The organism is Escherichia sp. E14V7 (genome assembly GCF_004212225.1).
Taxonomy (GTDB): Bacteria; Pseudomonadota; Gammaproteobacteria; order Enterobacterales; family Enterobacteriaceae; genus Escherichia.
The window spans coordinates 85,845-110,101 of record NZ_RHJJ01000020.1; the positions used below are offsets into that span (position 1 = coordinate 85,845).

Consider the following 24,257-nt stretch of genomic DNA (forward strand, 5'->3'; position numbering starts at 1 on the left):
GGTTACTCCGCCGTCTGTTCCGCAAAGAGCTGTAGCTGAAACTCTCCAGCCTCTTCCAGTTCACGGGCGATACCCATGATTTCGCGGCGAATCTGTTCGATACGGCTGACCGGCACCGGCCCCAGACGCGCGGTGATCGCTTCCAGTTGCTGCGCCTGACGTTTTGGCATTACCGCGTAAATGGAGCGGCGCAGCAGGGCTTCGGTGCCTTTCAGCGCCACCGCCCAGTCTTCCATCGGCACTTCGTCGAGCAGGCGCCGACGCACCTCTTCGTTCTGGCGGCTGAGGATAAAGAAGTCGTACATTTCATCCTGGAGTTGCTCCAGCACCTCTTCGTCGCGTTCGCGCATCTGGTCGAGGATCACCTGCTGGTTACCCTGGAAGCGGTTGACGATATCCGCCGCCTGTTTGATGCCTTTTACCTTCGAGCCGTGTTCCGAAAGCACCGACAGGCCACGTTCGATCAGGCGATCCAGTTCATCCACCACATCGCGGTTAACGTCGTTGAGTTTTGCCACCCGGTAGAGAATTTCGTTTTGCACCGATTCGTTGAGATAAGAGAGCACGGTTGCCGAGATTTCCGGCGTCAGAAACGCGAGGAATACCGCCTGCAATTGCAAATGCTCTTCGGAGATCAGCATCGCCAACTGGCGCGGTTCCACCCATTGCAGGCGCGCCATCCGCGAGCGGATCTCATCGCCGTAGATGCCGTTGATCACGCTGCTGGCGATCTCGGTGCCCAGCGCTTTGTTGAGAATACCCTGCAACATGGATCGCGATGCGCCGTTGATCCCGCTCTGTTCGCGGAACTCATCAAAGAAGTTATTGATCACTTTGCGCGCCATGCTGGTTTTGACGCCGGAAAGCCGCGCCATGTTTTCGCTCAGGCGCACCACTTCTTCGCGGCTGAGTTTTTGCATCACCGTCGCCGCTGCCTCTTCGCCCAGACACAGCAGCAGGATCGCCGCCTGTTCCAGGTAGCTGTTGCTCTTATTTATTGTCAATTCGCTCATTGCTGGTAATCCATTGTCTGAGAACTTCGGCAACGCGATCGGTGTCGCTCATGGCCAGTTTTTGCAGGAACTCGAGTTTTACTTCGAGGCCGGAACTCTGGGACGGCAGGCTGTCATCGCCTGGCAGCGACGGCAGATCGACGTTTTTACGCTCCTCTTCCGGCATGGCGATCCACGGTTCGCTGACGGTTTCCGGTTCTGGTGTGATAACCGGCGCACGCACCGCCGTCAGGCGTTTCATTACCGGGCGCACCACAAAGAACAGCAACAACAGCGCCAGCAGGCCGCAGCCAATCAGGCGTACCCAGGCCAGAACGCTGTCATCTTTCCAAAGCGGAATGACGGGTTCGATCGGCACCGCCTGCGGGACAAAGTTAAGCAGTGAAAGCGTCAGGTTGTCCCCACGTTGCGCGTCGATACCGGCAGCATTGTTCAGCAGCGCGGTAAGCTGTGTGGTCTGCTCCGGCTTCCAGTTTTTCAGCGCTGGAGCGTTTTGATTGAGCACCACCGCCACGTTGAGGCGTTTCACCGCAAAGCCGGGATGCTGAATATGCTGGACGCTGCGGTCGTAAGAGTAATCGCGCTTGCTTTCGCTGTGTTTGGATAACGCTTCCGGTGAGCGATTTTCTTCCGTACCGTTGGTCATTTGATTCGCCGCAACGGGCGGGCGGTTGCTGAGCGAACCGGGCACGCCCATCGCCACCTGATTGGTGTCGCTGTCCAGCACGCTCTCTTCGCGGTTGATTTTCGGCGCGTCGCCGTAGTGTTCCTGGGTTTCGTCGATGGTGCTGAGATCGAGATCCGGCATCACGCTGACGCGGTAATTTCCCGTACCAACCAGCGAATCCAGAACGTTCACCACGCTGGCGCGGGTTTTGTCCTGGATATCTTTGAGGATCTGATCGCGTTTACGGGTAGCGGCAGAAACCGCTTCGCCCGCGCCAATGCCGTCGGTCAGCAGATTTCCCACCTGATCGACGACGCTAACTTTGCTGGCGTGCAGCCCCGGAATACTGCCGGACACCAGATGCACGATGGCGTTCACCTGGTCCATATTCAGCTTCGCGCCGTAGTGCAGACGCACCACCACCGAGGCACTGTTTTGCGGCTCATCGCTGACCACAAACGAGCTCTCTTCGTTGAGCGCCAGATGCACCCGCGCGCTCTCTACCGCGTCCAGCGACATAATGCTCTGCGCCAGTTCCCCTTCGAGGCTGCGTTTGTAGCGCACGTTCTGCACGAACTGGCTGCTGCCGAGCACTTCGTCTTTGTCCATTAGCTCGTAGCCGCTGGGCAATATCGCCTGCACGCCTTTCGCGGCAAGGGTCATGCGCGTTTTCGACAGTTCATCTTCCGGCACCAGAATCTGCCCGCTCTGCGGGTCGATGCGGTAGGTGAGCTTTTCGCCGTCCAGCACGGTGACAATCTGCGAAACGGGCAGATTTTCCTGGCGTCCGTAGAGCGAGACATAGCCGCGATTGCCGGTCCACAGCACGCTGACGATAATCGCCGTCGCCGCCACGGCAAGCCCCACTCCCGCCATCAACGCCCAGCGTTTGTTATCTGCAAGACGCAGTCGAAACGCCGGAAACGCCTGGGTCAACTTTTTGATCAGTTCATTCATAGTGTTAGATCGACATACTCATCAGATCGTTAAATCCGGTGGCGATTTTGTTGCGCACCTGCACCAGCGCGGAGAAAGAGAGCGACGCCTGCTGGCTGGCAATCATCGCACCTGCCAGGTCATCACTTTTGCCCGTGTCGATAGCCGTTTGCTGCTGTTCTGCCACCTGCTGGAACTGATCAACGTGCCCAAGCGCACCGTACATAATGCGGTTAAATGAAACGTCCGGGTCGGTGGAACTGAAGGTCATGGCGGGCAGCACCGGTGCCTGGGCGTTGGCCTGCATCCGCTGCACGTCCTGCATGATTTGCGCCTGCATGGTGCTGTTGATTGTGGTAATGCTCATCTTTAACTTCCGGGTCAGGAGAAAACTTCGATACCTTGCTTGCGCATGGAGGCCAGTCGATAGCGCAGTGCGCGCGGGGTAATGCCTAACAGGTCGGCAATTTTGCTGCGGTTGCCCTGATATTTACGCATCAGGTCGGCAATATATTGATACTGCGCGCTTCGTCCGTGCTGACCTAAATCGCTGGTTTCGGCAATGTGTACGGCGGGCTGAACAGGCCATTGCAGCTCGCTGCGGTCGGCAACGTCAGTTTCCGGCAGGCCTAAGGCGTCCGGGTAAATCACGCCGTCGCGATTTAAAATCATTCCCCGCTGAATGGCGTTCTCCAGCTGGCGCACGTTGCCGGGCCAGCGGTAATTCAGCAGCGCACGGCGGGTAGATTCTGAAAGGGTGATATTTTTCACCAGCACCGTGGAGTATTTTTTAATAAATGACTCGGCCAGCGGAATAATATCGTTCAGACGTTCGCGTAGCGGCGGCATGGTAATAGGAATCACCGCCAGACGATAATAGAGATCTTCACGAAAACTCCCGGCGGCGACTTCCTGCTCAAGGTTTTTATTGGTGCAGGCAATCAGGCGAAAATTGAGTTTAATTTGTCGGTTGCTGCCTAATCGCTCAACCTGTTGCTCCTGCAATACGCGTAATATTTTGGCCTGTAACGCCAGCGGCATATCGCCAATTTCATCGAGCAATAAGGTACCGTTATTTGCCAGTTCCATTTTTCCTGGCACACTGGCAATTGCGCCGGTAAATGCGCCTTTGTCGTAGCCAAATAAGGTCGCTTCCAGCATATTTTCCGGGATCGCTGCGCAGTTCACGCCGATATAGGGCGCGCTATCATTTTCACCAAAGGCGACGGTGTGAATATATTTCGCCACGCATTCTTTGCCCGCGCCGGTTTCACCCTGAATCAGGACCGGCACGTTAAATGCGGCGACACGCTTTGCCAGAGTAAAAGCGTTAATGCTGGAAGCGGCAGTTGCAATAAGTTCAGACATAGGGTGAACGATATAAGTAGCGACAGAAAACAGGATGTTCTGAAGCGTATCACCGGCGGGATTAACAAGTTTGAATTAAACGATAATAAAAATATTATTTGTTGATGAACAATGAGTTACCCATGTAGGCCGGATAAGGCGTTTACGCCGCATCCGGCAATCGTGCACCGATGCCTGATGCGACGCTGCGCGTCTTATCAGGCCTACAGTTTGTGCAATGTTTTATGACGATGCCCGATATCTCGCCCTTTAATAATTTAATTATTTTTTCACCCTATTAATAATTTGCCCCTTTCACCCCCCCTCTATTTAATACCTTTCCTTGTGTCACTGCCGGAATTGCGTGCACAAAAACGCCCATACCATTACAGCAGAGAAAGTAAGCCATGCTGAAGTACAGTAAAACGCCAGGCATCTTTAAATTAGAAGGTAATCGGCTCGGACGCCCCTACCATCGCCTGCCGACCCTGTTTACGGGGAATTTTGACGTGATTGATTCGCATCTTGGCAGCTACTTTCTTAAAAAGCATCGCAGCAATATCACCTTAAAAAAGATTGGCTGCGAAATGGATATTATTAATAAAAACGCTGAACTAATGATTTCCCAGGTCGGGCATCTGGCGTTTGATATCGATCGCTCCTTGCTGTTAATGCTGCTGGGCAATTTTTATGGTCTGGAGTCGTCTCTGGAAGAGGCGAAGGCGCATAACGGGCTGCCGACCAAAACCGAAACGCGTTTAAAAAATCGTCTGGCGCTGGATATTTGCACGCTGATTTTTAATCTACAAACCTCCGGTATTGCGCTGAAGTTAAAGCTGGACAGCAGCACGGTGATTACCCACTGGGCGTATCAATTAACCTTTACCCTTGCGGGCGATGAAGAGAGCAGTTTTCGTATTTTGCTCGACGACGCCCACACCGATTTTATTTTGAATCTGATCCGCCACAGCGAGCACAGTAAACCGCAGCAGGTGGCGAAATCGGTTAATAAACCGGCCCTGATTAAAGAAATCATCCGCTCCCTGCCGCTGACCCTGAACGTCAAAATCGCCGAGCTATCGATGAATGTCGCCGATCTGGCGCAGATAAAAGCCGGGGATATTTTACCCATATCACTGGGAGAAACATTCCCGGTGGCGATTGGGCAATCTGAATTATTTAGCGCCCTGATTGTGGAAGACAAAGACAAACTGTTTTTGTCGGAGCTGGCGGGCAAAAATGAGAATAGCCATGAGTAAGCAAGAAGATATTTTAGCTGAGGATTTTGGCCTGACCGATGACGTTGCGCCTGTCGCGAAATCCGCCGACGCCGCAACGCGGATCACCCGCCAGGAAGACCGCTTTTCCGACTCGATGACGCTGCTGAAACGCATTCCGGTGACCTTAACGCTGGAAGTGTCATCGGTGGAAATTATGTTAGCCGACCTGCTTAACATCGACGACGACACGGTGATTGAACTGGATAAACTCGCCGGGGAGCCGCTGGATATCAAAGTGAATAATATCCTGCTGGGCAAAGCGGAAGTGGTGGTGGTTAACGAGAAGTACGGCCTGCGCGTGCTGGAATTTAACACCCGCGACATCAACGAACTGGCACCATGAAACGCCGCATTCAACTGACGCTGGGCCTTGGGCTGCTGGCGCTTGCGCCGCTGGCGTTGGCCCAGGGTGGCGATATTGCGCTGCTTAACGTGGTGACCCACGGCAACACTCAGGAGTACAGCGTCAAAATCCAGGTACTGATTCTGATGACCCTCGTCGGTTTGCTGCCGACGATGGTGCTGATGATGACCTGTTTTACGCGCTTTATTATCGTGCTGTCGCTGCTGCGCCAGGCGCTGGGGCTGCAACAAACGCCGCCAAACCGTATTCTGATTGGCATTGCGCTCTCCCTCACTATGCTGGTGATGCGCCCTATCTGGCTCAATATTTACGACCATGCGGTGGTGCCGTTTGAAAATGATCAGATAACCCTGACCGATGCGTTAAGCACCGCCGCGACGCCGCTCAAACGCTTTATGCTGGCGCAGACTGATAAAAAAGCGATGGCGCAAATCATGACCATCGGCGGCGCGAAGGGCAATGCCGCTGACCAGGATCTCACGATTGTGGTGCCTGCCTATGTGTTGAGCGAGCTGAAAACGGCCTTCCAGATTGGCTTTATGATTTACATCCCGTTTCTGGTTATCGACCTGATTGTCGCCAGCGTACTGATGGCGATGGGGATGATGATGCTGTCGCCGCTGATTGTTTCGCTGCCGTTTAAACTGATGCTGTTTGTGCTGATCGACGGCTGGTCGCTGACCATCGGTACGCTCACCACCAGCATTCGCGGGCTGGGGCTGGGCTGATTATGTTGACCGTAGACGTAGCCGCCGACATTGTCGCCAGCGGCATTAAAGTAGTGATTTTGCTGGTTTCGGTGCTGGTGGTGCCGAGTTTACTGGTCGGCCTGCTGGTGAGCGTGTTCCAGGCGGTGACGCAGATTAACGAACAGACCCTGAGCTTTTTGCCGAGGCTGATTGTCACGCTGGTGGTGCTGGGGGTGTGCGGCAAATGGATGATTATCCAGTTGCATGATCTGTGCATTCATCTGTTTACCCAGGCCGCCCTGCTGGTTCATTAAGATGCGCACAAGCGACGTTACACAACTGACGGATATGGCGCTGGGACTGTGGTTTCCCTTCGTGCGCATTATGGCGTTTCTGCGCTATGTGCCGGTGCTGGATAACAGCGCCCTGACCGTGCGCGTGCGGATTATTTTGTCGCTGGCGCTGGCAATCATCATCACGCCGTTGATCCCCCATCCCATTCCCCACGATCTGCTTTCGCTCAACAGCCTGATCCTGACGGTGGAACAAATTCTATGGGGCATGTTGTTCGGGCTGATGTTTCAGTTTCTGTTTCTGGCGCTGCAGCTGGCCGGGCAAATTCTCTCGTTCAATATGGGGATGAGCATGGCGGTGATGAACGACCCGAGCAGCGGCGCATCGACCACCGTGCTGGCGGAGCTTATCAACGTCTACGCGATCCTGCTGTTTTTTGCCATGGACGGGCATCTGCTGCTGGTAAGCGTGCTGTATAAGGGCTTCACTTACTGGCCGATTGGCAACGCGCTGCATCCACAAACCCTGCGCACTATCACGCTGGCCTTTAGCTGGGTGCTGGCATCCGCATCGCTGTTGGCGCTGCCGACCACTTTTATCATGCTGATTGTGCAGGGCTGCTTTGGCCTGCTCAACCGCATTGCGCCACCGCTGAACCTTTTTTCGCTCGGCTTTCCCATCAACATGCTGGCGGGGCTGGTCTGTTTTGCCACCCTGCTCTACAACCTGCCGGATCACTATCTGCATCTGGCGAATTTCGTCCTGCAACAACTCGACGCGCTGAAAGGTCACTATGGCGGATAGCAGCAGCGAACAAAAAACAGAGAAACCCTCGGCGCAAAAGCTGCGTAAAGCGCGCGAAGAGGGGCAACTGCCGCGCTCGAAGGATATGGGGCTGGCGGCGAGCCTGTTTGCGGCGTTTGTGGTGATTTCCAGCAGCTTCCCGTGGTATGCCGATTTTGTGCGCGAGAGTTTTATCAGCGTGCATCAGTACGCGCAGGAGATTAATAACCAGGAAGTGATCGGCCAGTTTCTGCGCCATCACCTGTTAATTCTTGGCAAGTTTATTCTCACCTTGCTGCCGATGCCCGCCGCCGCGCTGCTCTCTTCGCTGGTGCCGGGCGGCTGGCTGTTTCTGCCGAAAAAAATCCTCCCGGATTTCAGCAAAATCAGTCCGTTAAAAGGCATTGGGCGACTGTTTTCCAGTGAACACCTGGCGGAAACGGGAAAGATGACGGTGAAGTCGGTGGTGGTGCTGGTGATGCTATGGATTAGCCTGCGCAATAACTTTCTCGCCTTTCTTGGCCTGCAGGCACTGCCGTTCAAACTGGCGATGAATGAGGGTTTATCGCTCTACGCCAGCGTGATGCGCAACTTTGTCATCCTGTTTATCTTCTTTGCGCTGATCGACGTGCCGCTGGCGAAAGCCCTGTTTACCAAAGGGCTGAAGATGACTAAGCAGGAGCTGAAAGAAGAGTACAAAAATCAGGAAGGTAAGCCGGAAGTGAAGGCGCGCGTGCGGCGGCTGCAACGGCAGTTGGCGATGGGGCAAATCCGCAAAGTGGTGCCGAAAGCCAACGTGGTGATCACCAACCCGACCCACTACGCCGTGGCGTTGCAGTATGACTCGTCGCGTGCCGCCGCGCCGTTTGTGGTGGCGAAAGGCACCGATGAAATCGCCCTCTATATACGCCAGGTCGCCACGGAGAATCAGGTGGAAGTGGTCGAGTTCCCGCGGCTGGCGCGCTCGGTTTACTACACCACCCAAGTGAACCAGCAAATTCCTTTTCAGCTTTACCGGGCCATCGCCCACGTTCTGACCTACGTCCTGCAAATGAAACACTGGCGCGAGGGCGCGCAGCCGCGTCCGGCCCTGAACAGACATATTTCCATTCCCAAAGAGGTGCTTAAACTGGATGGCGAAAACAACTAAATCGTTCCTCGCGCTACTGCGCGGCGGCAATCTCGGCGTGCCGCTGGTGATCCTGTGTATTCTGGCGATGGTTATTCTGCCGCTGCCGCCTGCGCTGCTGGATATTCTGTTCACCTTCAACATTGTGCTGGCGGTGATGGTGCTGCTGGTGGCGGTGTCGGCGAAACGACCGCTGGAATTCAGCCTGTTCCCGACCATTTTGCTGATCACCACCTTAATGCGCCTGACGCTTAACGTTGCTTCTACGCGCGTGGTGCTGCTGCATGGGCATCTCGGCGCGGGTGCGGCGGGTAAGGTGATTGAATCGTTTGGTCAGGTGGTGATTGGCGGCAACTTTGTCGTCGGCTTTGTGGTGTTTATCATCCTGATGATCATCAACTTTATCGTCGTCACCAAAGGGGCCGAGCGTATTTCCGAGGTTTCTGCCCGCTTTACTCTGGACGCGATGCCCGGCAAACAGATGGCGATTGACGCCGATCTTAACGCCGGATTGATCAACCAGGCGCAGGCGCAAACCCGGCGTAAAGATGTTGCCAGCGAGGCCGATTTCTACGGCGCAATGGACGGGGCATCGAAGTTTGTGCGCGGGGACGCCATCGCCGGGATGATGATTCTGGCGATCAACCTGATCGGCGGTGTCTGCATCGGGATCTTTAAATACAACCTGAGCGCCGATGCCGCCTTCCAGCAGTATGTGCTGATGACCATTGGTGACGGCCTGGTGGCGCAGATCCCTTCCCTGCTGCTCTCCACCGCGGCGGCGATAATCGTCACCCGCGTCAGCGACAACGGCGATATTGCCCATGACGTGCGCCACCAGCTGCTGGCAAGCCCGTCTGTGCTCTTCACCGCTACCGGAATTATGTTCGTGCTGGCGGTGGTGCCGGGAATGCCGCACCTGCCGTTTTTGCTGTTCAGCGCCCTGCTGGGTTTTACCGGCTGGCGGATGAGCAAACAGCCGCAGGCGGCGGAGGCGGAAGAGAAAAGCCTCGAAACGCTGACCCGCACCATCACTGAAACCAGCGAGCAACAGGTCAGTTGGGAAACGATACCGCTGATCGAGCCCATCAGCTTAAGCCTCGGCTACAAGCTGGTGGCACTGGTCGATAAAGCACAGGGCAACCCGCTCACCCAACGGATTCGCGGCGTGCGGCAGGTGATATCCGACGGTAACGGCGTGCTGCTGCCGGAGATCCGCATTCGGGAAAACTTCCGCCTCAAGCCCAGCCAGTACGCCATTTTCATCAACGGTATTAAGGCCGATGAAGCGGATATTCCGGCGGATAAACTGATGGCGCTGCCCTCCAGCGAAACCTACGGCGAGATAGACGGCGTATTGGGGAACGACCCGGCGTACGGGATGCCGGTGACCTGGATTCAGCCCGCGCAGAAGGCGAAGGCGCTGAATATGGGGTATCAGGTGATCGACAGCGCCAGCGTGATTGCTACCCATGTAAATAAGATTGTGCGCAGCTATATTCCTGATTTGTTTAACTATGACGACATCACGCAGTTGCATAACCGTTTGTCGTCGATGGCACCGCGGCTGGCGGAAGATTTGAGCGCGGCGCTGAATTACAGCCAGTTGCTGAAAGTGTACCGTGCGCTGCTGACCGAAGGCGTTTCCCTGCGCGATATCGTCACCATCGCCACCGTGCTGGTCGCCAGTAGCACGGTGACCAAAGATCATATTCTGCTGGCAGCTGATGTGCGCCTGGCGCTGCGGCGCAGCATTACCCATCCGTTCGTTCGCAAGCAGGAGCTGACGGTGTATACGCTGAATAATGAGCTGGAAAATCTGCTCACCAATGTGGTGAATCAGGCGCAACAGGGCGGCAAAGTGATGCTCGACAGCGTGCCGGTAGACCCGAATATGCTCAACCAGTTCCAGAGTACGATGCCGCAGGTGAAGGAGCAGATGAAAGCGGCGGGGAAAGACCCGGTGCTGCTGGTGCCACCGCAGCTGCGCCCTTTGCTGGCGCGTTATGCAAGGTTGTTTGCGCCGGGGCTGCATGTGCTGTCGTATAACGAAGTGCCGGATGAGCTGGAGTTGAAGATTATGGGGGCGTTGATGTAGGCATCCGGCATCGGTGCACAACTGCCGGATGCGGCGTAAACGCCTTATCCGTCCTACTGTTAAGGCACGATTCGTAGGCCGGATAAGCGTAAGCGCATCCGGCACCGGCGCACAATTATAAAATGATACGCTCCCCGGCACTAAAATCCGTTATGTCTCCCGCCCAATCAATGGGATATAACCCTCGCGCCACATCGCGATGGAACGTTGAGAATGGCCAATCACTCACTTGCTTTACCCAGCCATGTTTTACTGGATTTATATAAATATAATCAACATGATGGCGATAGTCTTTGGTATTGCGGATGGCGTGCTCCCAAAAACGTGGTTGCCAGATATTTTTCAATCCACAAGCATGGGTGAATTGCTTTTTAATCTCCCGCCAGCGAGAGGAAAAATCATCATCGCTTTCAGGTAATGTCCAGATACAGTGCATATGCTCCGGCAAAACTACCCAGGCATTAATTTCAAAAGGTCTGGCTCGCTTAACTTTAATAATGGCGTTACGGAGCGTCTGGTACTGGGTAGTCAAAAGTTGGCTTCGACGATTCCGTAAATTCACCGTGAAAAACCATGTTCCCCCCTTGAGGTAATAACGACGATATTCAGACATAGCGACTCCTTTTTCTCAACGGTAAGAAGAAAAGGAAAGGTCGGCAATGAGGTTGTTTTATATCGGGAAAGCGGCTCGCAAAAATGCACAGATTTGTAGGCCGGATAAGCGTAAGCGCATCCGGCATCAGCGCACAACTGCCGGATGCGGCGTGAATGCCTTATCCGTCCTACAAAATCGTCTCTTCCGTCAAAATCCGTCGCGCGCCCAAAAAATGGTCCTGCCAGAAAGGTTCGGCTAATCGGCTTATCCGAATGGTTTCGCCGGTACGTGGCGACTCGATAAATTGCCCATCGCCCAAATACACGCCCATATGATCGGCTATCTCGCGGCTGTGGATATGGAAAAACAGCAAATCTCCCCGGCGCAGGTCGTTATTCGCCACAATCGTTGCCCGATGGTAGTGATACATCTCATTGGCCGTGCGCGGGAGCTTCGCCTCAAGGATCTTGTTGTAGGCATAAAAAACCAACCCGCTACAGTCGAAGCCTTGATCGGGCCGCGTGCCGCCCCAGACGTAAGGCTTGCCAATCTGCTGCTCCAGGCGGTGAATCGCCACTTCGGTGATGTTATGCAGGTGATTGCTGCTTAAAAAGTGGTTGTTTTCCGCCAGCGCCTGCCAGCGTCTGTCACTCGCCTTGAGCGGCGCAGGAAACCATTCTGGATGCTGTTTTATCTGCTCCCGGTTGTGCTGGCGTAGCGCCCTTCTGCTTTCGGTATTGCCTTCCACAATATAGCTGGCCTGCTTTTTCAGATGGGTTTGGTACTGTTTTAATAAACGCGCACGGTTTTGCATCCGCTGGCGGGCGGCGTAGCTGAAAGAGATATGTGATGTGGTGGCGCTGGCAAGTAAAGGAAGCAAAAGGGACAAAGAAAACACGCCCAGGCGCAGCAATCTGTCGTGAGAGAACAAATACATGAAGGATATAAACCGGCTGAATGAAGATGAGAATATTAGAGGAAAGGAAGGAGAAGCGGGATTATTAATTGCTTATTTGCATATTACTATCGAGGTTTCATAACCTTAGGAAATAAGAAATAAACCCGCTTTACATGCGCTTTTCGGACTTTTGAAAATCGCCACTTATGCTAAATTTGTAAACCCAGCGCCGACAGGCTTGCGTAAAACTCTTTTGGTGATAATGTGAGCCTTCCAAATCCAGACTATTCCGATTTGGGATCTATTTTGCCGTCCTGGCGTGTATAACCGTTTTATCAAGGAATAAGCAGTATGCGTAAAATCGCATTAATTCTTGCGATGTTGTTGATCCCGTGCGTTTCATTTGCCGGTTTGCTGGGCAGCAGTAGCTCTACCACGCCAGTGAGCAAAGAGTATAAGCAGCAGTTGATGGGATCCCCTGTCTACATCCAGATCTTCAAGGAAGAACGTACGCTCGATCTCTACGTCAAAATGGGCGAGCAATATCAACTGCTCGACAGTTATAAAATCTGTAAATATTCCGGCGGGTTAGGACCAAAACAGCGTCAGGGCGATTTTAAAAGTCCGGAAGGGTTTTATAGCGTTCAGCGTAATCAGTTAAAACCAGACAGCCGTTACTACAAAGCGATTAATATTGGTTTCCCCAATGCCTATGACCGTGCGCATGGTTATGAAGGGAAATACCTGATGATCCACGGCGATTGTGTTTCCATCGGCTGCTACGCAATGACCAATCAGGGTATTGATGAGATCTTCCAGTTCGTTACTGGTGCACTGGTGTTTGGTCAGTCAAGTGTGCAGGTGAGCATTTACCCATTTCGCATGACCGACGCCAACATGCAGCGTCATAAGTATTCCAATTTTAAGGACTTCTGGGAGCAACTGAAGCCGGGCTATGACTACTTTGAACAGACCCGTAAGCCGCCGACCGTTTCAGTGGTCAATGGTCGTTACGTGGTCAGCAAGCCGTTAAGCCACGAAGTTGTGCAGCCACAACTGGCATCAAACTACACGCTCCCCGAGGCAAAATAAGCGCCATTCGCCTGGCATAATCTTTTGCCAGGTTTCATTGCCCGTCAGCGGCTGTGTCGCAATCACCGTGACCACATCATTCGGTGTGGTCTGCGAGCTGAAGTCGATTTCCACATCCTGATCCAGCAGCGTTGCCACGCCAAACGGCGCGCGGCGGGTGATCCAGTGCAGATTGGTCGAGCAATACGCCATTACATAGCGCCCATCCGAAAGCAGCATGTTGAAAACGCCCTTCTGCCGCAGTTCGTCCGCCAGTGAGGCGATATATTTAAACACTGCTGCCATGTTGCCCGGCGTGCGCGGGTAACGCTGCGTTAATTTATGCAGCAGCCAGCAAAAGGCTTTTTCGCTGTCGGTTTCACCTACCGGGCGGAAGTTGCCGGTTTCCAGTGATTTGTAGCCCGTCAATTGCCCGTTATGGGCGTACGTCCAGTTGCGTCCCCATAACTCGCGGGTAAATGGGTGAGTATTTTCCAGCGCCACCTCGCCCCGATTAGCCTGGCGAATATGAGCCACAACCGAACAGGATTTTATCGGGTAGTCCTGAACAAGTTTGGCGATGGGGGAATTAAAGCTGGGTTGTGGATCTTTAAATGTGCGACAGCCTTTACCTTCGTAAAAGGTAATGCCCCAGCCATCTTTATGTGGCCCGGTTCCACCACCACGCTGCACAAGCCCGGTGAAACTAAAGCAGATATCGGTAGGGACGTTGGCGCTCATCCCGAGCAATTCGCACATCGGTAACCTCCACAACAGCGGGAGCGCATGGCCCCCGGCGAAGATTGATTTAAGAATTTTCAGGTCGGATGCGGCGTAAACGCATTATTCGGCCTACGGTTCGTATACAGATTTGTAGGCATGATAAGACGCGCCAGCGTCGCATCAGGCATCAGAGCACAAATGCCGGATGCGGCATAAACGCATTATTCGGCCTACGCCAGACTTACTTAACCATCTCTTTTTCAATCAACTGGATCAGGATATGGATCACTTTAATGTGGATCTCCTGAATGCGGTCGGCATAACCAAAGTGCGGAACGCGAATTTCGATATCCGCCGTGCCAGCCATTTTACCGCCGTCTTTACCAGTCAGGGTGATCACTTTCATCCCCTTCTCACGCGCCGCCGCAATCGCTTTGATCACGTTTGCAGAGTTACCAGAGGTGGAGATCCCCAGCAGCACATCGCCTTCGCGTCCTACTGCTTCAACGTAGCGGGAGAAAATATCGTTAAAGCCAAAATCGTTGCCAACACAGGTGATGTGGCTGACATCTGAAATGGCAATCGCCGGATAGCCCGGACGGTTTTCACGGTAGCGACCGGTCAACTCTTCGGCAAAGTGCATGGCGTCGCAATGGGAGCCGCCGTTGCCACAGGAAAGCACCTTGCCACCGGCTTTAAAGCTGTCTGCTAACAGGACCGCCGCGCGCTGAATGGCGTGAATATTGGCGTCATCTTTTAAAAAGTTAGCCAGCGTTTCCGCCGCTTCGTTCAGTTCGTTACGAATAAGATCCTGGTACATGAGGATATCCTTCAGCATAAATGAATTAGACAAAATGCAGTGTACCGGATACCACCAAAAGCGAGAAGACCAGCGCGGTGGAATGACCAGGACTTTTTGACCCGAAGTGCGGATAAAAACAGCAACAATGTGAGCTTCGTTGTAATTATATTGTAAACACATTGCTAAATATTTTTACATCCACTACAACCATATCATCACAAGTGGTCGGACCTCCTACAAGTAAGGGGCTTTTCGTTATGATGATTTTGAGTATTCTCGCTACGGTTGTCCTGCTCGGCGCGTTGTTCTATCACCGCGTGAGCTTATTTATCAGCAGTCTGATTTTGCTCGCCTGGACAGCCGCCCTCGGCGTTGCTGGTCTGTGGTCGGCGTGGGTACTGGTGCCTCTGGCCATTATCCTTGTGCCGTTTAACTTTGCGCCTATGCGTAAGTCGATGATTTCCGCGCCGGTATTTCGCGCTTTCCGTAAAGTGATGCCGCCGATGTCGCGCACTGAGAAAGAAGCGATCGACGCAGGCACCACATGGTGGGAAGGCGATTTGTTCCAGGGCAAGCCGGACTGGAAAAAGCTGCACAACTATCCGCAGCCGCGCCTGACTGCCGAAGAGCAAGCGTTTCTCGACGGCCCGGTAGAAGAAGCCTGCCGGATGGCGAATGATTTCCAGATTACTCATGAGCTGGCGGATCTACCGCCGGAGTTGTGGGCGTACCTTAAAGAGCATCGCTTCTTCGCGATGATCATCAAAAAAGAGTACGGCGGGCTGGAGTTCTCGGCTTATGCCCAGTCTCGTGTGCTGCAAAAACTCTCTGGCGTGAGCGGGATCCTGGCGATTACCGTCGGCGTGCCAAACTCATTAGGCCCGGGCGAGCTGTTGCAACATTACGGCACTGACGAGCAGAAAAATCACTATCTGCCGCGTCTGGCGCGTGGTCAGGAGATCCCTTGCTTTGCACTGACCAGCCCGGAAGCGGGTTCCGATGCGGGCGCGATTCCGGACACCGGGATTGTCTGCATGGGTGAGTGGCAGGGCCAGCAGGTGCTGGGGATGCGTCTGACCTGGAACAAACGCTACATTACGCTCGCGCCAATTGCGACCGTGCTTGGTCTGGCGTTTAAACTCTCCGACCCGGACAAATTGCTGGGTGGCGCAGAAGATTTAGGTATTACCTGTGCGCTGATCCCGACCACCACGCCGGGCGTGGAAATTGGTCGTCGCCACTTCCCGCTGAACGTACCGTTCCAGAACGGACCGACGCGCGGTAAAGATGTCTTCGTGCCGATCGATTACATCATCGGCGGGCCGAAAATGGCCGGGCAAGGCTGGCGGATGCTGGTGGAGTGTCTCTCGGTAGGCCGCGGCATCACCCTGCCTTCCAACTCAACCGGCGGCGTGAAATCAGTAGCGCTGGCAACGGGCGCGTATGCGCACATTCGCCGTCAGTTCAAAATCTCTATCGGTAAGATGGAAGGGATTGAAGAGCCGCTGGCGCGTATTGCCGGTAATGCCTATGTGATGGATGCTGCGGCATCGCTGATTACCTACGGCATTATGCTCGGCGAAAAACCTGCCGTGCTGTCGGCTATCGTTAAGTATCACTGTACCCACCGCGGGCAGCAGTCGATTATTGATGCGATGGATATTACCGGCGGTAAAGGCATTATGCTCGGGCAGAGCAACTTCCTGGCGCGTGCTTACCAGGGCGCACCGATTGCCATCACCGTTGAAGGGGCTAACATTCTGACCCGCAGCATGATGATCTTCGGCCAGGGGGCGATTCGTTGCCATCCGTACGTGCTGGAAGAAATGGAAGCGGCGAAGAATAATGACGTCAACGCGTTCGATAAACTGCTGTTCAAACATATCGGCCACGTCGGCAGTAACAAAGTTCGCAGCTTCTGGCTGGGCCTGACGCGCGGTTTAACCAGCAGCACGCCAACCGGCGATGCCACTAAACGCTACTATCAGCACCTGAACCGCCTGAGCGCCAACCTCGCCCTGCTTTCTGATGTCTCGATGGCGGTGCTGGGCGGCAGCCTGAAACGTCGCGAGCGCATCTCGGCCCGTCTGGGTGATATTTTAAGCCAGCTCTACCTCGCCTCTGCCGTGCTGAAGCGTTATGACGACGAAGGCCGTAATGAAGCCGACCTGCCGCTGGTGCACTGGGGCGTACAGGATGCGCTGTATCAGGCAGAACAGGCGATGGATGATTTACTGCAAAACTTCCCGAACCGCGTGGTTGCCGGGCTGCTGAATGTGGTGATCTTCCCGACCGGACGTCATTATCTGGCACCTTCTGACAAGCTGGATCATAAGGTGGCGAAGATTTTACAAGTGCCGAACGCCACCCGTTCCCGCATTGGTCGCGGTCAGTACCTGACCCCGAGCGAGCATAACCCGGTTGGCTTGCTGGAAGAGGCGCTGGTGGATGTGATTGCCGCCGACCCGATTCATCAGCGGATCTGTAAAGAGCTGGGTAAAAACCTGCCATTTACCCGTCTGGATGAACTGGCGCACAACGCGCTGGCGAAGGGGCTGATTGATAAAGATGAAGCCGCTATTCTGGTGAAAGCTGAAGAAAGCCGTCTGCGTAGTATTAACGTTGATGACTTTGATCCGGAAGAGCTGGCGACGAAGCCGGTAAAGTTGCCGGAGAAAGTGCGGAAAGTTGAAGCCGCGTAATTGAATAACGGAGCCGAAAGGCTCCGTTTTTACATTGATGACAAACCTAATATTGCCTGATGCGCTACGCTTATCAGGCCTACGAAGACCATGCAATCTATTGAAGCCGGATGTGGCGTTAACTATCTCTGTAACGGAGCCTTTCGGCTCCGTTTTTTTATCGGCTAATTATTTAAAATTAAAGCCATCCGGATGGTTTTCCAGGCTGCCGGTCAACGCCGCGAACAGCACCGTTTTGCCATCAATCGAAAGCGCATCATTCACATTCAGCCAGGTGAGTTTCTCTTGCGACGTTTTCTCATCAATAGTCGAGAACAGCCCCGTCATCTGATTAGATTTCTCGGACCACATCACAGCGATACGTTGCGAGCCACAGTCATGCGGTTTGCACGCGCTCATCACCTGATACGTCTCATCTCCCAATGTCACGATTTGTGCGGGAGTATACGTACCGCCTTTCATCACCCAGGCAGGCAGCTTATGCCCTTGCACCATCTGAGTAAACGCAGCTTTGGTGGTTTCGCCCTTTGCCAGGCTGCTAATAGTTAAATCATCCTGCGCCATTGCACTGGTGGCGATGACCAGTGCGGCGATTGTCGTTATTGCCTTAAACATCATTCCTCCCGAGCTTATCCTGCCCATGTTATTAACCTCCTAAAGCCTGGCGATAACACGATAATTTGCAAATCAGATATTTCCAATATCAGCATTTGTTATCAATTTATTCCGCAGTAAGGTAATAGCCTGATAAGGTGTTAAAGTTATAAAACCCTTCGCATAAAGGAGTTGTACACCGTGCCTGGTTTGAAGATTACGCTTTTGCAGCAACCGTTGGTGTGGATGGATGGTCCTGCCAACCTGCGTCATTTTGATCGTCAACTGGAAGGTATTACCGGGCGCGATGTGATCGTTCTACCGGAGATGTTTACCAGCGGCTTTGCCATGGAAGCGGCAGCTTCGTCGCTAGCACAAGATGACGTAGTGAACTGGATGACAGCCAAAGCGCAGCAGTGCAATGCGCTGATTGCAGGCAGTGTTGCATTACAAACGGAGTCTGGTTCGGTTAACCGCTTTTTGCTGGTTGAGCCGGGCGGCACGGTACATTTTTATGATAAGCGTCATCTGTTCCGAATGGCAGATGAGCATCTGCATTATAAAGCGGGCAATGCGCGAGTGATTGTGGAATGGCGCGGCTGGCGTATTTTGCCGCTGGTGTGCTACGACTTACGTTTTCCGGTGTGGTCGCGCAATCTCAACGATTACGACCTCGCCCTGTACGTCGCCAACTGGCCTGCTCCGCGCTCTCTGCACTGGCAGGCATTGCTGACGGCCCGCGCGATTGAGAATCAGGCGTATGTGGCGGGATGTAATCGCGTCGGCAGCGATGGCAACGGCTGCCATTATCGCGGTGACAGCCGGGTGATTAATCCACAGGGCGAGATTATCGCTACTGCCGACGCGCATCAGGCAACGCGCATTGATGCGGAGCTGTCGATGGTGGTGTTAAGGGAATATCGCGAAAAGTTTCCGGCATGGCAGGATGCGGATGAGTTTAGGTTGCTGTGAGTGGGCGTTGTGTTTAAGGCCGGGGAGAGTTGGGGTAAGACTACGAAAGTCCGCTCCCCGCAAGCAACTAACTGAGGTAGTTAATCATGGCTGAACACGATATTACGCCAGAAGTCACCATTTCCAAAACACAGCGCCACTATCAGGTGGGCTATGTCAGCGTCTGCCACCAGAACCGTAAAACAGGCATGACCACGCATTATTCACAGCATCCCAGCCAGCACCTTAAAGGCGACTGGCTGGCTGAGGCGGGATTTGAAACCGGGACGGGTGTCACGGCGAAGATCTCGAAGGGATGTTTGATCCTGATCGCTGAGAGCAACGAAGTACAGGAACTGCGGAAGGAACTTTATCTGGTTAAACAGGTGGTTAAGGGGATGAAGAGCGGGATATCTGGCGTACTGCGTGAAGTCTAAAAATAAATCCGGGAGGAATTAAATCCTCCCGGATTTAATAAATCAAAGTATATATGCAATCATTTTTTTATTAAGACTTTCTGAATCTAGATTCATAATACTCGACAATTTAATCATCATATTTAAAATGTCGTTATTTATTCTCTTATCTTCTTCAATTATAATATCGATCACAGTATCCAACGCCAAGCCATATTCATTGAATTCAATAAATTCAATAACTTCATCAATCTCCGCTTGCGTGAAACATGTTTTCAACATATCTATTAACTCAAATAATTTAGCTTCTATTTCTTTATATTTCATATCCATTAGCGAGGATTCCTGGGAACGTTTGTTGGAAAACCGGATACAATTTCACCATTTTTTTCTTGAACTACTCTAATATCAATACCGTCTCGTGTTCCATTTGTAACCGTTCTTCCTCCACGTCCTGTCGTAGATATCAGTGAAGGATCTGTGGCTATATCTGAAACTTCGTGCATTATTTTGTCATCAGACCATCCCGCCGGAAATTCACTTTTACCGGGATGCCCTGTGCCAGGGCGATGACCTCCACCTGTCGCATCACCATCTAAAATATGTCTACGGCGTTGAGGGCTGGCAAGATCTACATAATTATCTGAATCATTACTTTCGGGCGTTTTGCACAACCCAAGCGGGTCTATATATTTAAGCGGATTAGGCGCATTAGCATATAAGTTCAGCCCACCCGCCAGCCCTATCGGATCCTGGCTGATAAACCTCCCGCACTCCGGCGCATAATATCTGAACAGATTGTAATGCAGTCCTGTTTCTTCGTCAAAGTACTGCCCCGGCAGCCGCAGCGGCTGCTCAAAGTACGCCCCGCTGTTGCTGATGTCGCCCCGGTTTTCGCCAAAACCCGCCTGGTAGCCTGCCCACACCAGCGTCCCGTCCGACGCGGTCACCTCCTGTACCGTGCCCGTCAGGTCCGTATGGTAATACCAGATTTTTTGACTCTCTCCGCGCCCCGTGATGGCGGCCACCGGCGTGTACGGCTGTTCCGCGTCGTACAGGTATGTCCGCTTTCCCTGCCACGTTGTCTCCTGCAACAGCCGGAACCCTTCCCACACAAACGTCGTCCGGCTTCGTTCTCCCCGGTCGGCATGGAGATTGCTGGTCGCCTTGCTGATGCGCCTGCCCAGCGCATCATACTGATACCGCGTCTCGCTGTTGCTGCTGATGACCCGCGTTAACTGGCCCTGCGCGTTCCACTCCAGCTGCTGGTCCCTGCGCTCTGTCAGTTCGCCCCATTCGTTATAGCGGTAACGGTCACGCCCGTAGCCCGGCAGGCGGTTATCCATCACCGCTCCCTGATATTCATCCGTCAGCAGGTTGCCGGCTTTATCGTAATAATAATGGTCATGGTCGTACATCTGCCCCGTGCGGCTGGTCAGCCAGCCGCTGCGGTCATAGCTGAACACCAGGCAACCGCGCAGTTTGTCATTGATGCCGCCGACTTCACCGTCTGCGTTCCAGATATAGTCCCGCGCCGTCACGCTGTCTCTGTGTGACGGGTGTGTGGCTGTCTGCTGTGGGTTCTGGCTGCCGCCTGGCAGGCTGCGCTGCCAGCTTAACCGGTTGTCGGCGTTGTAGCCGCTGAACGTCGCCAGTTTCCCCTGTGTGCGCATCACCTGACGGTGCAGGCTGTCACGTTCATATTCACTGACCGTGATACCGTCCAGCGCTGTCTGGAGCAGGTGCCCGCTGCCGTAATAGAGATGGCTGAGGTGCTGCCCGTCCGGCAGGGTAATATCGGTGGGATTGCCCAGCGCGTCACGCCGGTACTTTATGCTGCCGTGCACGCTGTGCTCTGCCGTCAGCCATCCGCTGCGGTCATACGCAAAGCGCACTCTGTCCGCCTGCATGTGGTGCAGCCGTTCCCCTTCTTCCGTGGGGGTGAGCGTCACTTCCGTTATCTGGTCAAGACGGTTGTAGCTGAAGGTCCGTGTACTGTGCTGCGTGTCACTGCGCAACAGGCGGCCCAGCGCGTCACGCTCCTGCCGCTCATTACGCATCCCGCCTTCTGTGCCCTGCGTCTGGATGATGACCGGATACCCGCCCGCATTCAGCACAAAAATCCGTATCAGGCCGTCCGGGCGCTGTTCTCCCGTCAGCCGTCCGTCGCCGTCGTAGCTGAACCGGTAAAGCGCCCCGTTGCCGTTGCTCAGGCTGGCAATCCATCCCTCCGCGGTATAATGCCAGCGCGTCTCCCGTTTCTCTTCATCCGTATGGAGCGCCAGCAGCCCGCGCGGCGTATACTGCCAGGACTGTACGCTGCCCGTGATGCGACGGTGGCTGCTCAGTAACCCCAGCGCGTTCCAGGTGTAACGGTCCTGCTGTTTACCGGGGTGGCTGACCGTCTCCGGCAGCCCCAGACGGTTATAGCTGATGCGTACCGTTTTCCCTTCCGCGTCCGTCACCGCCGTCAGATTGCCGTCTTCATCGTATTCATAACCCGTGGCGCGCCCCGAACAGTCGGTGTAACGCCTCAGTTGGCCGCGCGCATCATGCACCAGTGCAACCAGGCCGCCCCGCGCATCCGTGCGGCTGACCGCCAGCCCCTGTTCATCATACCCGTACCGCGTGACGCGCCCTTCCGGGTCCGTCTCCCGTATCACCTGCCCGTGTTCGTTGTAATCCGCCTTCCATATGTGGTCGTCATCCAGCGCCCGGCGCGTGATTTCATCAAAACTGCCGTTCCACTGCGTCTGCGTCACCCGGCCTGCCGCGTCCGTCTCTTTCACCACCCGGCTCAGGGTGTCGTATTCCAGCGTTACCCTGCGTTCGCCGGGGAGTTCCACCGCTACGGGAAAATGGTTTTCGTTGTACGTGAAGCGGTACATTCCGCCGCCCGGCGTCCGGTGAGCAGTCACATACGTATCTTCATCAAACCACCACTGCCACTTCTGCTCCGGCCTGCCGGTTACCACCGTCTGCCCACCAGCAAAATCATAGTGGAACCGGTAATCCTCGCCGTCGCTGGTCGAGTGCTCCACCACTCTGGGAAACCCCTCAATCTCTTCCCAGCGGTAGGTACAGGTAAAGCCCGTCGCGTTGCGGTGCTCTGTCATCAGGCCATTTTCATAGGCAAACTGGCGTACCGTCACACCGGCCCCGTTCACCACGCCAGTCAGTTGCCCGTTATCGTCGTAGCGATATTCCACCAGGTTACCGGGACGCCCGCCTTTCACCAGTTCAATATGCGAAAGTCTTTCCCCTGCCGGCGTCACTGTGCGGTGCAGTAACAGATGGTGCCCGCTGCTGGAAGCCACCCGCACCAGCCTGCCGTTCTCACGCCCGAAAGCAATTCGCTGCCGGTACGGTGTCTCCATAAAAAGTAATGGCGCGACGCCGTGGTCATCAAACTCATCAAACACGTAGTAGCTGCGGTCGGAGTAATGCAGCACATAGCGTCCGTCATGCAGGCGGCTAAGGTAAAACTGCTCTTCGGGGTCAAATATCTGGTGACCCGGTGTCAGCATCGCTTTCGGATAACTTAACTCCCGACCTTGTCCGCCAATCAGAGTGATATGTTCCTCATCAGCTCGCAGGGTTATTTCCCAGTTCAGCCGCCATCCTCTGCCCAGCAATCCTTCAGTTTCCAGGTGGCTGGCATAAAAGCGCGAACAGGTAACAGGCAGACGACCCGGCAGGGTGAAATCCGTTTCCGGCAGCAGAATTTTTTGCCCTGTAGTGACATCCACCGGGTTACTGAACAACCCCATAGCGACCTCGGAAACGGCCATCCCGGTAATTTCGCCGCCAATAAATTTGGCCGCGCATTTTGTGCCAAATTTCGACCCCATCTTTGCCGCCTGGCGTGCGGCTCCGGCAAGTCCGCCAAGCATTCCGGCGACCACATACAGCACATCCACCACCTGACGCAGCCAGTCAGGGATTTCCGGGCTGATTTCCAGTACCGTTTGTGTACCACCGCCGAGAAAGACATTGGGGGAGCCGTCCTCAATCACTGCATCACACTCAGTGTGGTCATCCTTGCGGGCAGCTGGCTGGCTGTTGATGTAGATGTTGCCGGAACCCTGGGCAATGCGGATTTCCGGGGAATGGTCTTCGCATATCACCGTACTCAGTACGGCGCGGGCGGCCGGGCGACTGTTGGTGCTGACATTATCAGAACCGGTCAGAATTTTTCCCACTGTGGAATGTATCGAGCGCCCGATGGCTTCTCCCAGTTGCAGGACTCCGGAAGCTATCTGATCAGCCAGAAAACTCAAAATCAGCCCAGCCAAAAAGCCGCAGGTAACAAAAGCAAAGCTGGCGACGGCAATAATGGCGATACCTATGATGGCCCCTATCAAAAACCCGGCAAGGGCGCTGGTGTGGTAGATGGGATCATCCACCCGTGCGGCTTCATACATGACAAAACCTCCCTGTTTTTTTAGCTTTTAGCAGGCTGAAAACTGGTCAACCATGCAGTCCATAGCTGGTCGGTGTGCTCATCAAAAGGACGCTGACTGGTCAGCGTCAACACCAGTACCTTTGCTGGCCCGGTGATAAACCCGGCCTGACGCTGGTACACTTCTGTTTTTCCAGAACGATGAGTTGCGAGAATCTGTTCACCTGTCATGGCAGCTTCGCCAGTTCCCGCCAGTGCCGTTCCCCGCGAAAGTACCCGGTGCTGGCCCAGTTTTTTTTTCATCAAAGCTATCTGGCGGTCAATATAGGTGGTCAGGTTTTCATCGGACCTGAGCGTATCGCGGGAAATATTCAGACTGGGAGTTGCCCTCTCATTGCCCGATGGGACGAAGATATTGACGGTGCGATCAAGAAAAGTTTCAGGCAGGGCAAAGCTGCCCTCCTGAATACGGTAAAGGCTGGTCATAGATAAAATCCTTTTAT

23 protein-coding genes are annotated in these 24,257 nt (G+C 54.1%); 11 read left to right on the top strand and 12 right to left on the bottom strand.

Annotated features, from left to right (window positions below; genetic code table 11):
- Nucleotides 1-2: 2 nt before the first annotated feature.
- The 4 genes from D9741_RS20930 to D9741_RS20945 are packed head-to-tail and all read right to left on the bottom strand — an operon-like array spanning nucleotide 3 to nucleotide 3,984.
- Nucleotides 3-1,013 carry a flagellar motor switch protein FliG gene (locus D9741_RS20930; protein WP_130218458.1) on the bottom strand — a complete coding sequence of 337 codons (1,011 nt, stop codon included), beginning with the start codon at nucleotides 1,011-1,013 and terminating at the stop codon, nucleotides 3-5.
- Entirely contained in the window at nucleotides 991-2,637 is a 1,647-nt protein-coding gene (fliF, locus tag D9741_RS20935; protein WP_130218460.1) for a flagellar basal-body MS-ring/collar protein FliF, read from the bottom strand. The genes D9741_RS20930 and fliF overlap by 23 nt, the downstream gene beginning before the upstream one ends.
- 4 nt (nucleotides 2,638-2,641) lie before the next feature.
- Nucleotides 2,642-2,983 (bottom strand): flagellar hook-basal body complex protein FliE, encoded by a 342-nt coding sequence (locus tag D9741_RS20940; RefSeq protein WP_089521203.1) that lies wholly within the window; start codon nucleotides 2,981-2,983, stop codon nucleotides 2,642-2,644.
- 14 nt (nucleotides 2,984-2,997) lie between these two features.
- Complete coding sequence (locus D9741_RS20945) at nucleotides 2,998-3,984, bottom strand: sigma-54 dependent transcriptional regulator (protein ID WP_130218462.1); 987 nt, start codon at nucleotides 3,982-3,984, stop codon at nucleotides 2,998-3,000.
- 386 nt (nucleotides 3,985-4,370) lie between these two features.
- Here D9741_RS20945 and D9741_RS20950 point away from each other — a divergent pair, with 386 nt between their 5' ends.
- Genes D9741_RS20950 through flhA form a run of 7 tightly spaced genes read left to right on the top strand, consistent with a single transcriptional unit; the run spans nucleotide 4,371 to nucleotide 10,600 of the window.
- Complete coding sequence (locus D9741_RS20950; RefSeq protein ID WP_130218464.1) at nucleotides 4,371-5,222, top strand: FliM/FliN family flagellar motor switch protein; 852 nt, start codon at nucleotides 4,371-4,373, stop codon at nucleotides 5,220-5,222.
- Nucleotides 5,215-5,586, top strand: coding sequence for a FliM/FliN family flagellar motor switch protein (locus D9741_RS20955; RefSeq protein WP_130218466.1), 372 nt, complete (start codon nucleotides 5,215-5,217; stop codon nucleotides 5,584-5,586). The genes D9741_RS20950 and D9741_RS20955 overlap by 8 nt, the downstream gene beginning before the upstream one ends.
- On the top strand, nucleotides 5,583-6,335 hold the full coding sequence (gene fliP, locus D9741_RS20960) for a flagellar type III secretion system pore protein FliP (RefSeq protein WP_130218468.1): 753 nt from the start codon (nucleotides 5,583-5,585) through the stop codon (nucleotides 6,333-6,335). The genes D9741_RS20955 and fliP overlap by 4 nt, the downstream gene beginning before the upstream one ends.
- Before the next feature lie 2 nt (nucleotides 6,336-6,337).
- The gene (locus D9741_RS20965; RefSeq protein WP_000958542.1) at nucleotides 6,338-6,610 is read left to right on the top strand and encodes a flagellar biosynthetic protein FliQ; all 273 of its coding nucleotides are present in this window, start codon (nucleotides 6,338-6,340) and stop codon (nucleotides 6,608-6,610) included.
- Nucleotide 6,611: 1 nt separating this feature from the next.
- Nucleotides 6,612-7,394 (top strand): flagellar biosynthetic protein FliR, encoded by a 783-nt coding sequence (gene fliR, locus D9741_RS20970; protein WP_130218470.1) that lies wholly within the window; start codon nucleotides 6,612-6,614, stop codon nucleotides 7,392-7,394.
- Nucleotides 7,384-8,523 (top strand): flagellar type III secretion system protein FlhB, encoded by a 1,140-nt coding sequence (locus D9741_RS20975; RefSeq protein WP_130218472.1) that lies wholly within the window; start codon nucleotides 7,384-7,386, stop codon nucleotides 8,521-8,523. Before fliR ends, D9741_RS20975 begins: the two co-directional genes overlap by 11 nt.
- The gene (gene flhA / locus D9741_RS20980; protein WP_130218474.1) at nucleotides 8,507-10,600 is read left to right on the top strand and encodes a flagellar biosynthesis protein FlhA; all 2,094 of its coding nucleotides are present in this window, start codon (nucleotides 8,507-8,509) and stop codon (nucleotides 10,598-10,600) included. The genes D9741_RS20975 and flhA overlap by 17 nt, the downstream gene beginning before the upstream one ends.
- A 115-nt stretch (nucleotides 10,601-10,715) precedes the next feature.
- Here the strand turns inward: flhA and rayT are convergent, their stop codons facing one another.
- Nucleotides 10,716-11,213, bottom strand: coding sequence for an REP-associated tyrosine transposase RayT (gene rayT / locus D9741_RS20985; protein WP_130218476.1), 498 nt, complete (start codon nucleotides 11,211-11,213; stop codon nucleotides 10,716-10,718).
- A 169-nt stretch (nucleotides 11,214-11,382) separates the two neighbouring features.
- On the bottom strand, nucleotides 11,383-12,132 hold the full coding sequence (locus D9741_RS20990) for a C40 family peptidase (RefSeq protein ID WP_130218478.1): 750 nt from the start codon (nucleotides 12,130-12,132) through the stop codon (nucleotides 11,383-11,385).
- 312 nt (nucleotides 12,133-12,444) lie between these two features.
- On the opposite strand from D9741_RS20990, the gene dpaA reads away from it, so the two are divergent.
- Nucleotides 12,445-13,185 carry a peptidoglycan meso-diaminopimelic acid protein amidase gene (dpaA, locus tag D9741_RS20995; RefSeq protein ID WP_001225684.1) on the top strand — a complete coding sequence of 247 codons (741 nt, stop codon included), beginning with the start codon at nucleotides 12,445-12,447 and terminating at the stop codon, nucleotides 13,183-13,185.
- On the opposite strand, the gene D9741_RS21000 is transcribed toward dpaA, so the two are convergent.
- Both D9741_RS21000 and lpcA read right to left on the bottom strand, forming a co-directional pair.
- The gene (locus tag D9741_RS21000; protein WP_000333380.1) at nucleotides 13,156-13,923 is read right to left on the bottom strand and encodes a class II glutamine amidotransferase; all 768 of its coding nucleotides are present in this window, start codon (nucleotides 13,921-13,923) and stop codon (nucleotides 13,156-13,158) included. The genes dpaA and D9741_RS21000 overlap by 30 nt on opposite strands.
- 205 nt (nucleotides 13,924-14,128) lie before the next feature.
- Complete coding sequence (lpcA, locus tag D9741_RS21005; RefSeq protein ID WP_016159301.1) at nucleotides 14,129-14,707, bottom strand: D-sedoheptulose 7-phosphate isomerase; 579 nt, start codon at nucleotides 14,705-14,707, stop codon at nucleotides 14,129-14,131.
- A gap of 239 nt (nucleotides 14,708-14,946) precedes the next feature.
- Between lpcA and fadE the strand changes: the two genes are divergently transcribed.
- Entirely contained in the window at nucleotides 14,947-17,391 is a 2,445-nt protein-coding gene (fadE, locus tag D9741_RS21010; protein ID WP_130218480.1) for an acyl-CoA dehydrogenase FadE, read from the top strand.
- Nucleotides 17,392-17,559: 168 nt separating this feature from the next.
- Here the strand turns inward: fadE and ivy are convergent, their stop codons facing one another.
- Nucleotides 17,560-18,006: an Ivy family C-type lysozyme inhibitor gene (gene ivy, locus D9741_RS21015; RefSeq protein WP_205712859.1), complete on the bottom strand. Its 447-nt coding sequence runs from the start codon at nucleotides 18,004-18,006 to the stop codon at nucleotides 17,560-17,562.
- Nucleotides 18,007-18,186: 180 nt separating this feature from the next.
- On the opposite strand from ivy, the gene yafV reads away from it, so the two are divergent.
- Both yafV and D9741_RS21025 read left to right on the top strand, forming a co-directional pair.
- A complete protein-coding gene (gene yafV, locus D9741_RS21020; RefSeq protein WP_130218484.1) occupies nucleotides 18,187-18,957 on the top strand; it encodes a 2-oxoglutaramate amidase in 771 nt (256 codons plus the stop codon).
- An 86-nt stretch (nucleotides 18,958-19,043) separates the two neighbouring features.
- Nucleotides 19,044-19,373: a SymE family type I addiction module toxin gene (locus D9741_RS21025; protein ID WP_130218486.1), complete on the top strand. Its 330-nt coding sequence runs from the start codon at nucleotides 19,044-19,046 to the stop codon at nucleotides 19,371-19,373.
- A 42-nt stretch (nucleotides 19,374-19,415) separates the two neighbouring features.
- Here the strand turns inward: D9741_RS21025 and D9741_RS21030 are convergent, their stop codons facing one another.
- From D9741_RS21030 to D9741_RS21040, 3 genes are read right to left on the bottom strand one after another with little or no spacing between them, the layout of a single operon-like run.
- On the bottom strand, nucleotides 19,416-19,685 hold the full coding sequence (locus D9741_RS21030) for a MafI family immunity protein (RefSeq protein WP_130218488.1): 270 nt from the start codon (nucleotides 19,683-19,685) through the stop codon (nucleotides 19,416-19,418).
- Entirely contained in the window at nucleotides 19,685-23,776 is a 4,092-nt protein-coding gene (locus D9741_RS21035; RefSeq protein WP_130218490.1) for an RHS repeat-associated core domain-containing protein, read from the bottom strand. Before D9741_RS21035 ends, D9741_RS21030 begins: the two co-directional genes overlap by 1 nt.
- Nucleotides 23,777-23,796: 20 nt before the next feature.
- On the bottom strand, nucleotides 23,797-24,240 hold the full coding sequence (locus D9741_RS21040) for a DcrB-related protein (RefSeq protein ID WP_130218492.1): 444 nt from the start codon (nucleotides 24,238-24,240) through the stop codon (nucleotides 23,797-23,799).
- Nucleotides 24,241-24,257: the final 17 nt, after the last annotated feature.

Coding starts and splice junctions, on each gene's coding strand:
- D9741_RS20930 (WP_130218458.1), bottom strand. CDS start 1,013: ATGAGCGAATTGACAATAAATAAGAGCAACAGCTACCTGGAACAGGCG.
- fliF (WP_130218460.1), bottom strand. CDS start 2,637: ATGAATGAACTGATCAAAAAGTTGACCCAGGCGTTTCCGGCGTTTCGA.
- D9741_RS20940 (WP_089521203.1), bottom strand. CDS start 2,983: ATGAGCATTACCACAATCAACAGCACCATGCAGGCGCAAATCATGCAG.
- D9741_RS20945 (WP_130218462.1), bottom strand. CDS start 3,984: ATGTCTGAACTTATTGCAACTGCCGCTTCCAGCATTAACGCTTTTACT.
- D9741_RS20950 (WP_130218464.1), top strand. CDS start 4,371: ATGCTGAAGTACAGTAAAACGCCAGGCATCTTTAAATTAGAAGGTAAT.
- D9741_RS20955 (WP_130218466.1), top strand. CDS start 5,215: ATGAGTAAGCAAGAAGATATTTTAGCTGAGGATTTTGGCCTGACCGAT.
- fliP (WP_130218468.1), top strand. CDS start 5,583: ATGAAACGCCGCATTCAACTGACGCTGGGCCTTGGGCTGCTGGCGCTT.
- D9741_RS20965 (WP_000958542.1), top strand. CDS start 6,338: ATGTTGACCGTAGACGTAGCCGCCGACATTGTCGCCAGCGGCATTAAA.
- fliR (WP_130218470.1), top strand. CDS start 6,612: ATGCGCACAAGCGACGTTACACAACTGACGGATATGGCGCTGGGACTG.
- D9741_RS20975 (WP_130218472.1), top strand. CDS start 7,384: ATGGCGGATAGCAGCAGCGAACAAAAAACAGAGAAACCCTCGGCGCAA.
- flhA (WP_130218474.1), top strand. CDS start 8,507: ATGGCGAAAACAACTAAATCGTTCCTCGCGCTACTGCGCGGCGGCAAT.
- rayT (WP_130218476.1), bottom strand. CDS start 11,213: ATGTCTGAATATCGTCGTTATTACCTCAAGGGGGGAACATGGTTTTTC.
- D9741_RS20990 (WP_130218478.1), bottom strand. CDS start 12,132: ATGTATTTGTTCTCTCACGACAGATTGCTGCGCCTGGGCGTGTTTTCT.
- dpaA (WP_001225684.1), top strand. CDS start 12,445: ATGCGTAAAATCGCATTAATTCTTGCGATGTTGTTGATCCCGTGCGTT.
- D9741_RS21000 (WP_000333380.1), bottom strand. CDS start 13,923: ATGTGCGAATTGCTCGGGATGAGCGCCAACGTCCCTACCGATATCTGC.
- lpcA (WP_016159301.1), bottom strand. CDS start 14,707: ATGTACCAGGATCTTATTCGTAACGAACTGAACGAAGCGGCGGAAACG.
- fadE (WP_130218480.1), top strand. CDS start 14,947: ATGATGATTTTGAGTATTCTCGCTACGGTTGTCCTGCTCGGCGCGTTG.
- ivy (WP_205712859.1), bottom strand. CDS start 18,006: ATGTTTAAGGCAATAACGACAATCGCCGCACTGGTCATCGCCACCAGT.
- D9741_RS21025 (WP_130218486.1), top strand. CDS start 19,044: ATGGCTGAACACGATATTACGCCAGAAGTCACCATTTCCAAAACACAG.
- D9741_RS21030 (WP_130218488.1), bottom strand. CDS start 19,685: ATGGATATGAAATATAAAGAAATAGAAGCTAAATTATTTGAGTTAATA.
- D9741_RS21035 (WP_130218490.1), bottom strand. CDS start 23,776: ATGTATGAAGCCGCACGGGTGGATGATCCCATCTACCACACCAGCGCC.
- D9741_RS21040 (WP_130218492.1), bottom strand. CDS start 24,240: ATGACCAGCCTTTACCGTATTCAGGAGGGCAGCTTTGCCCTGCCTGAA.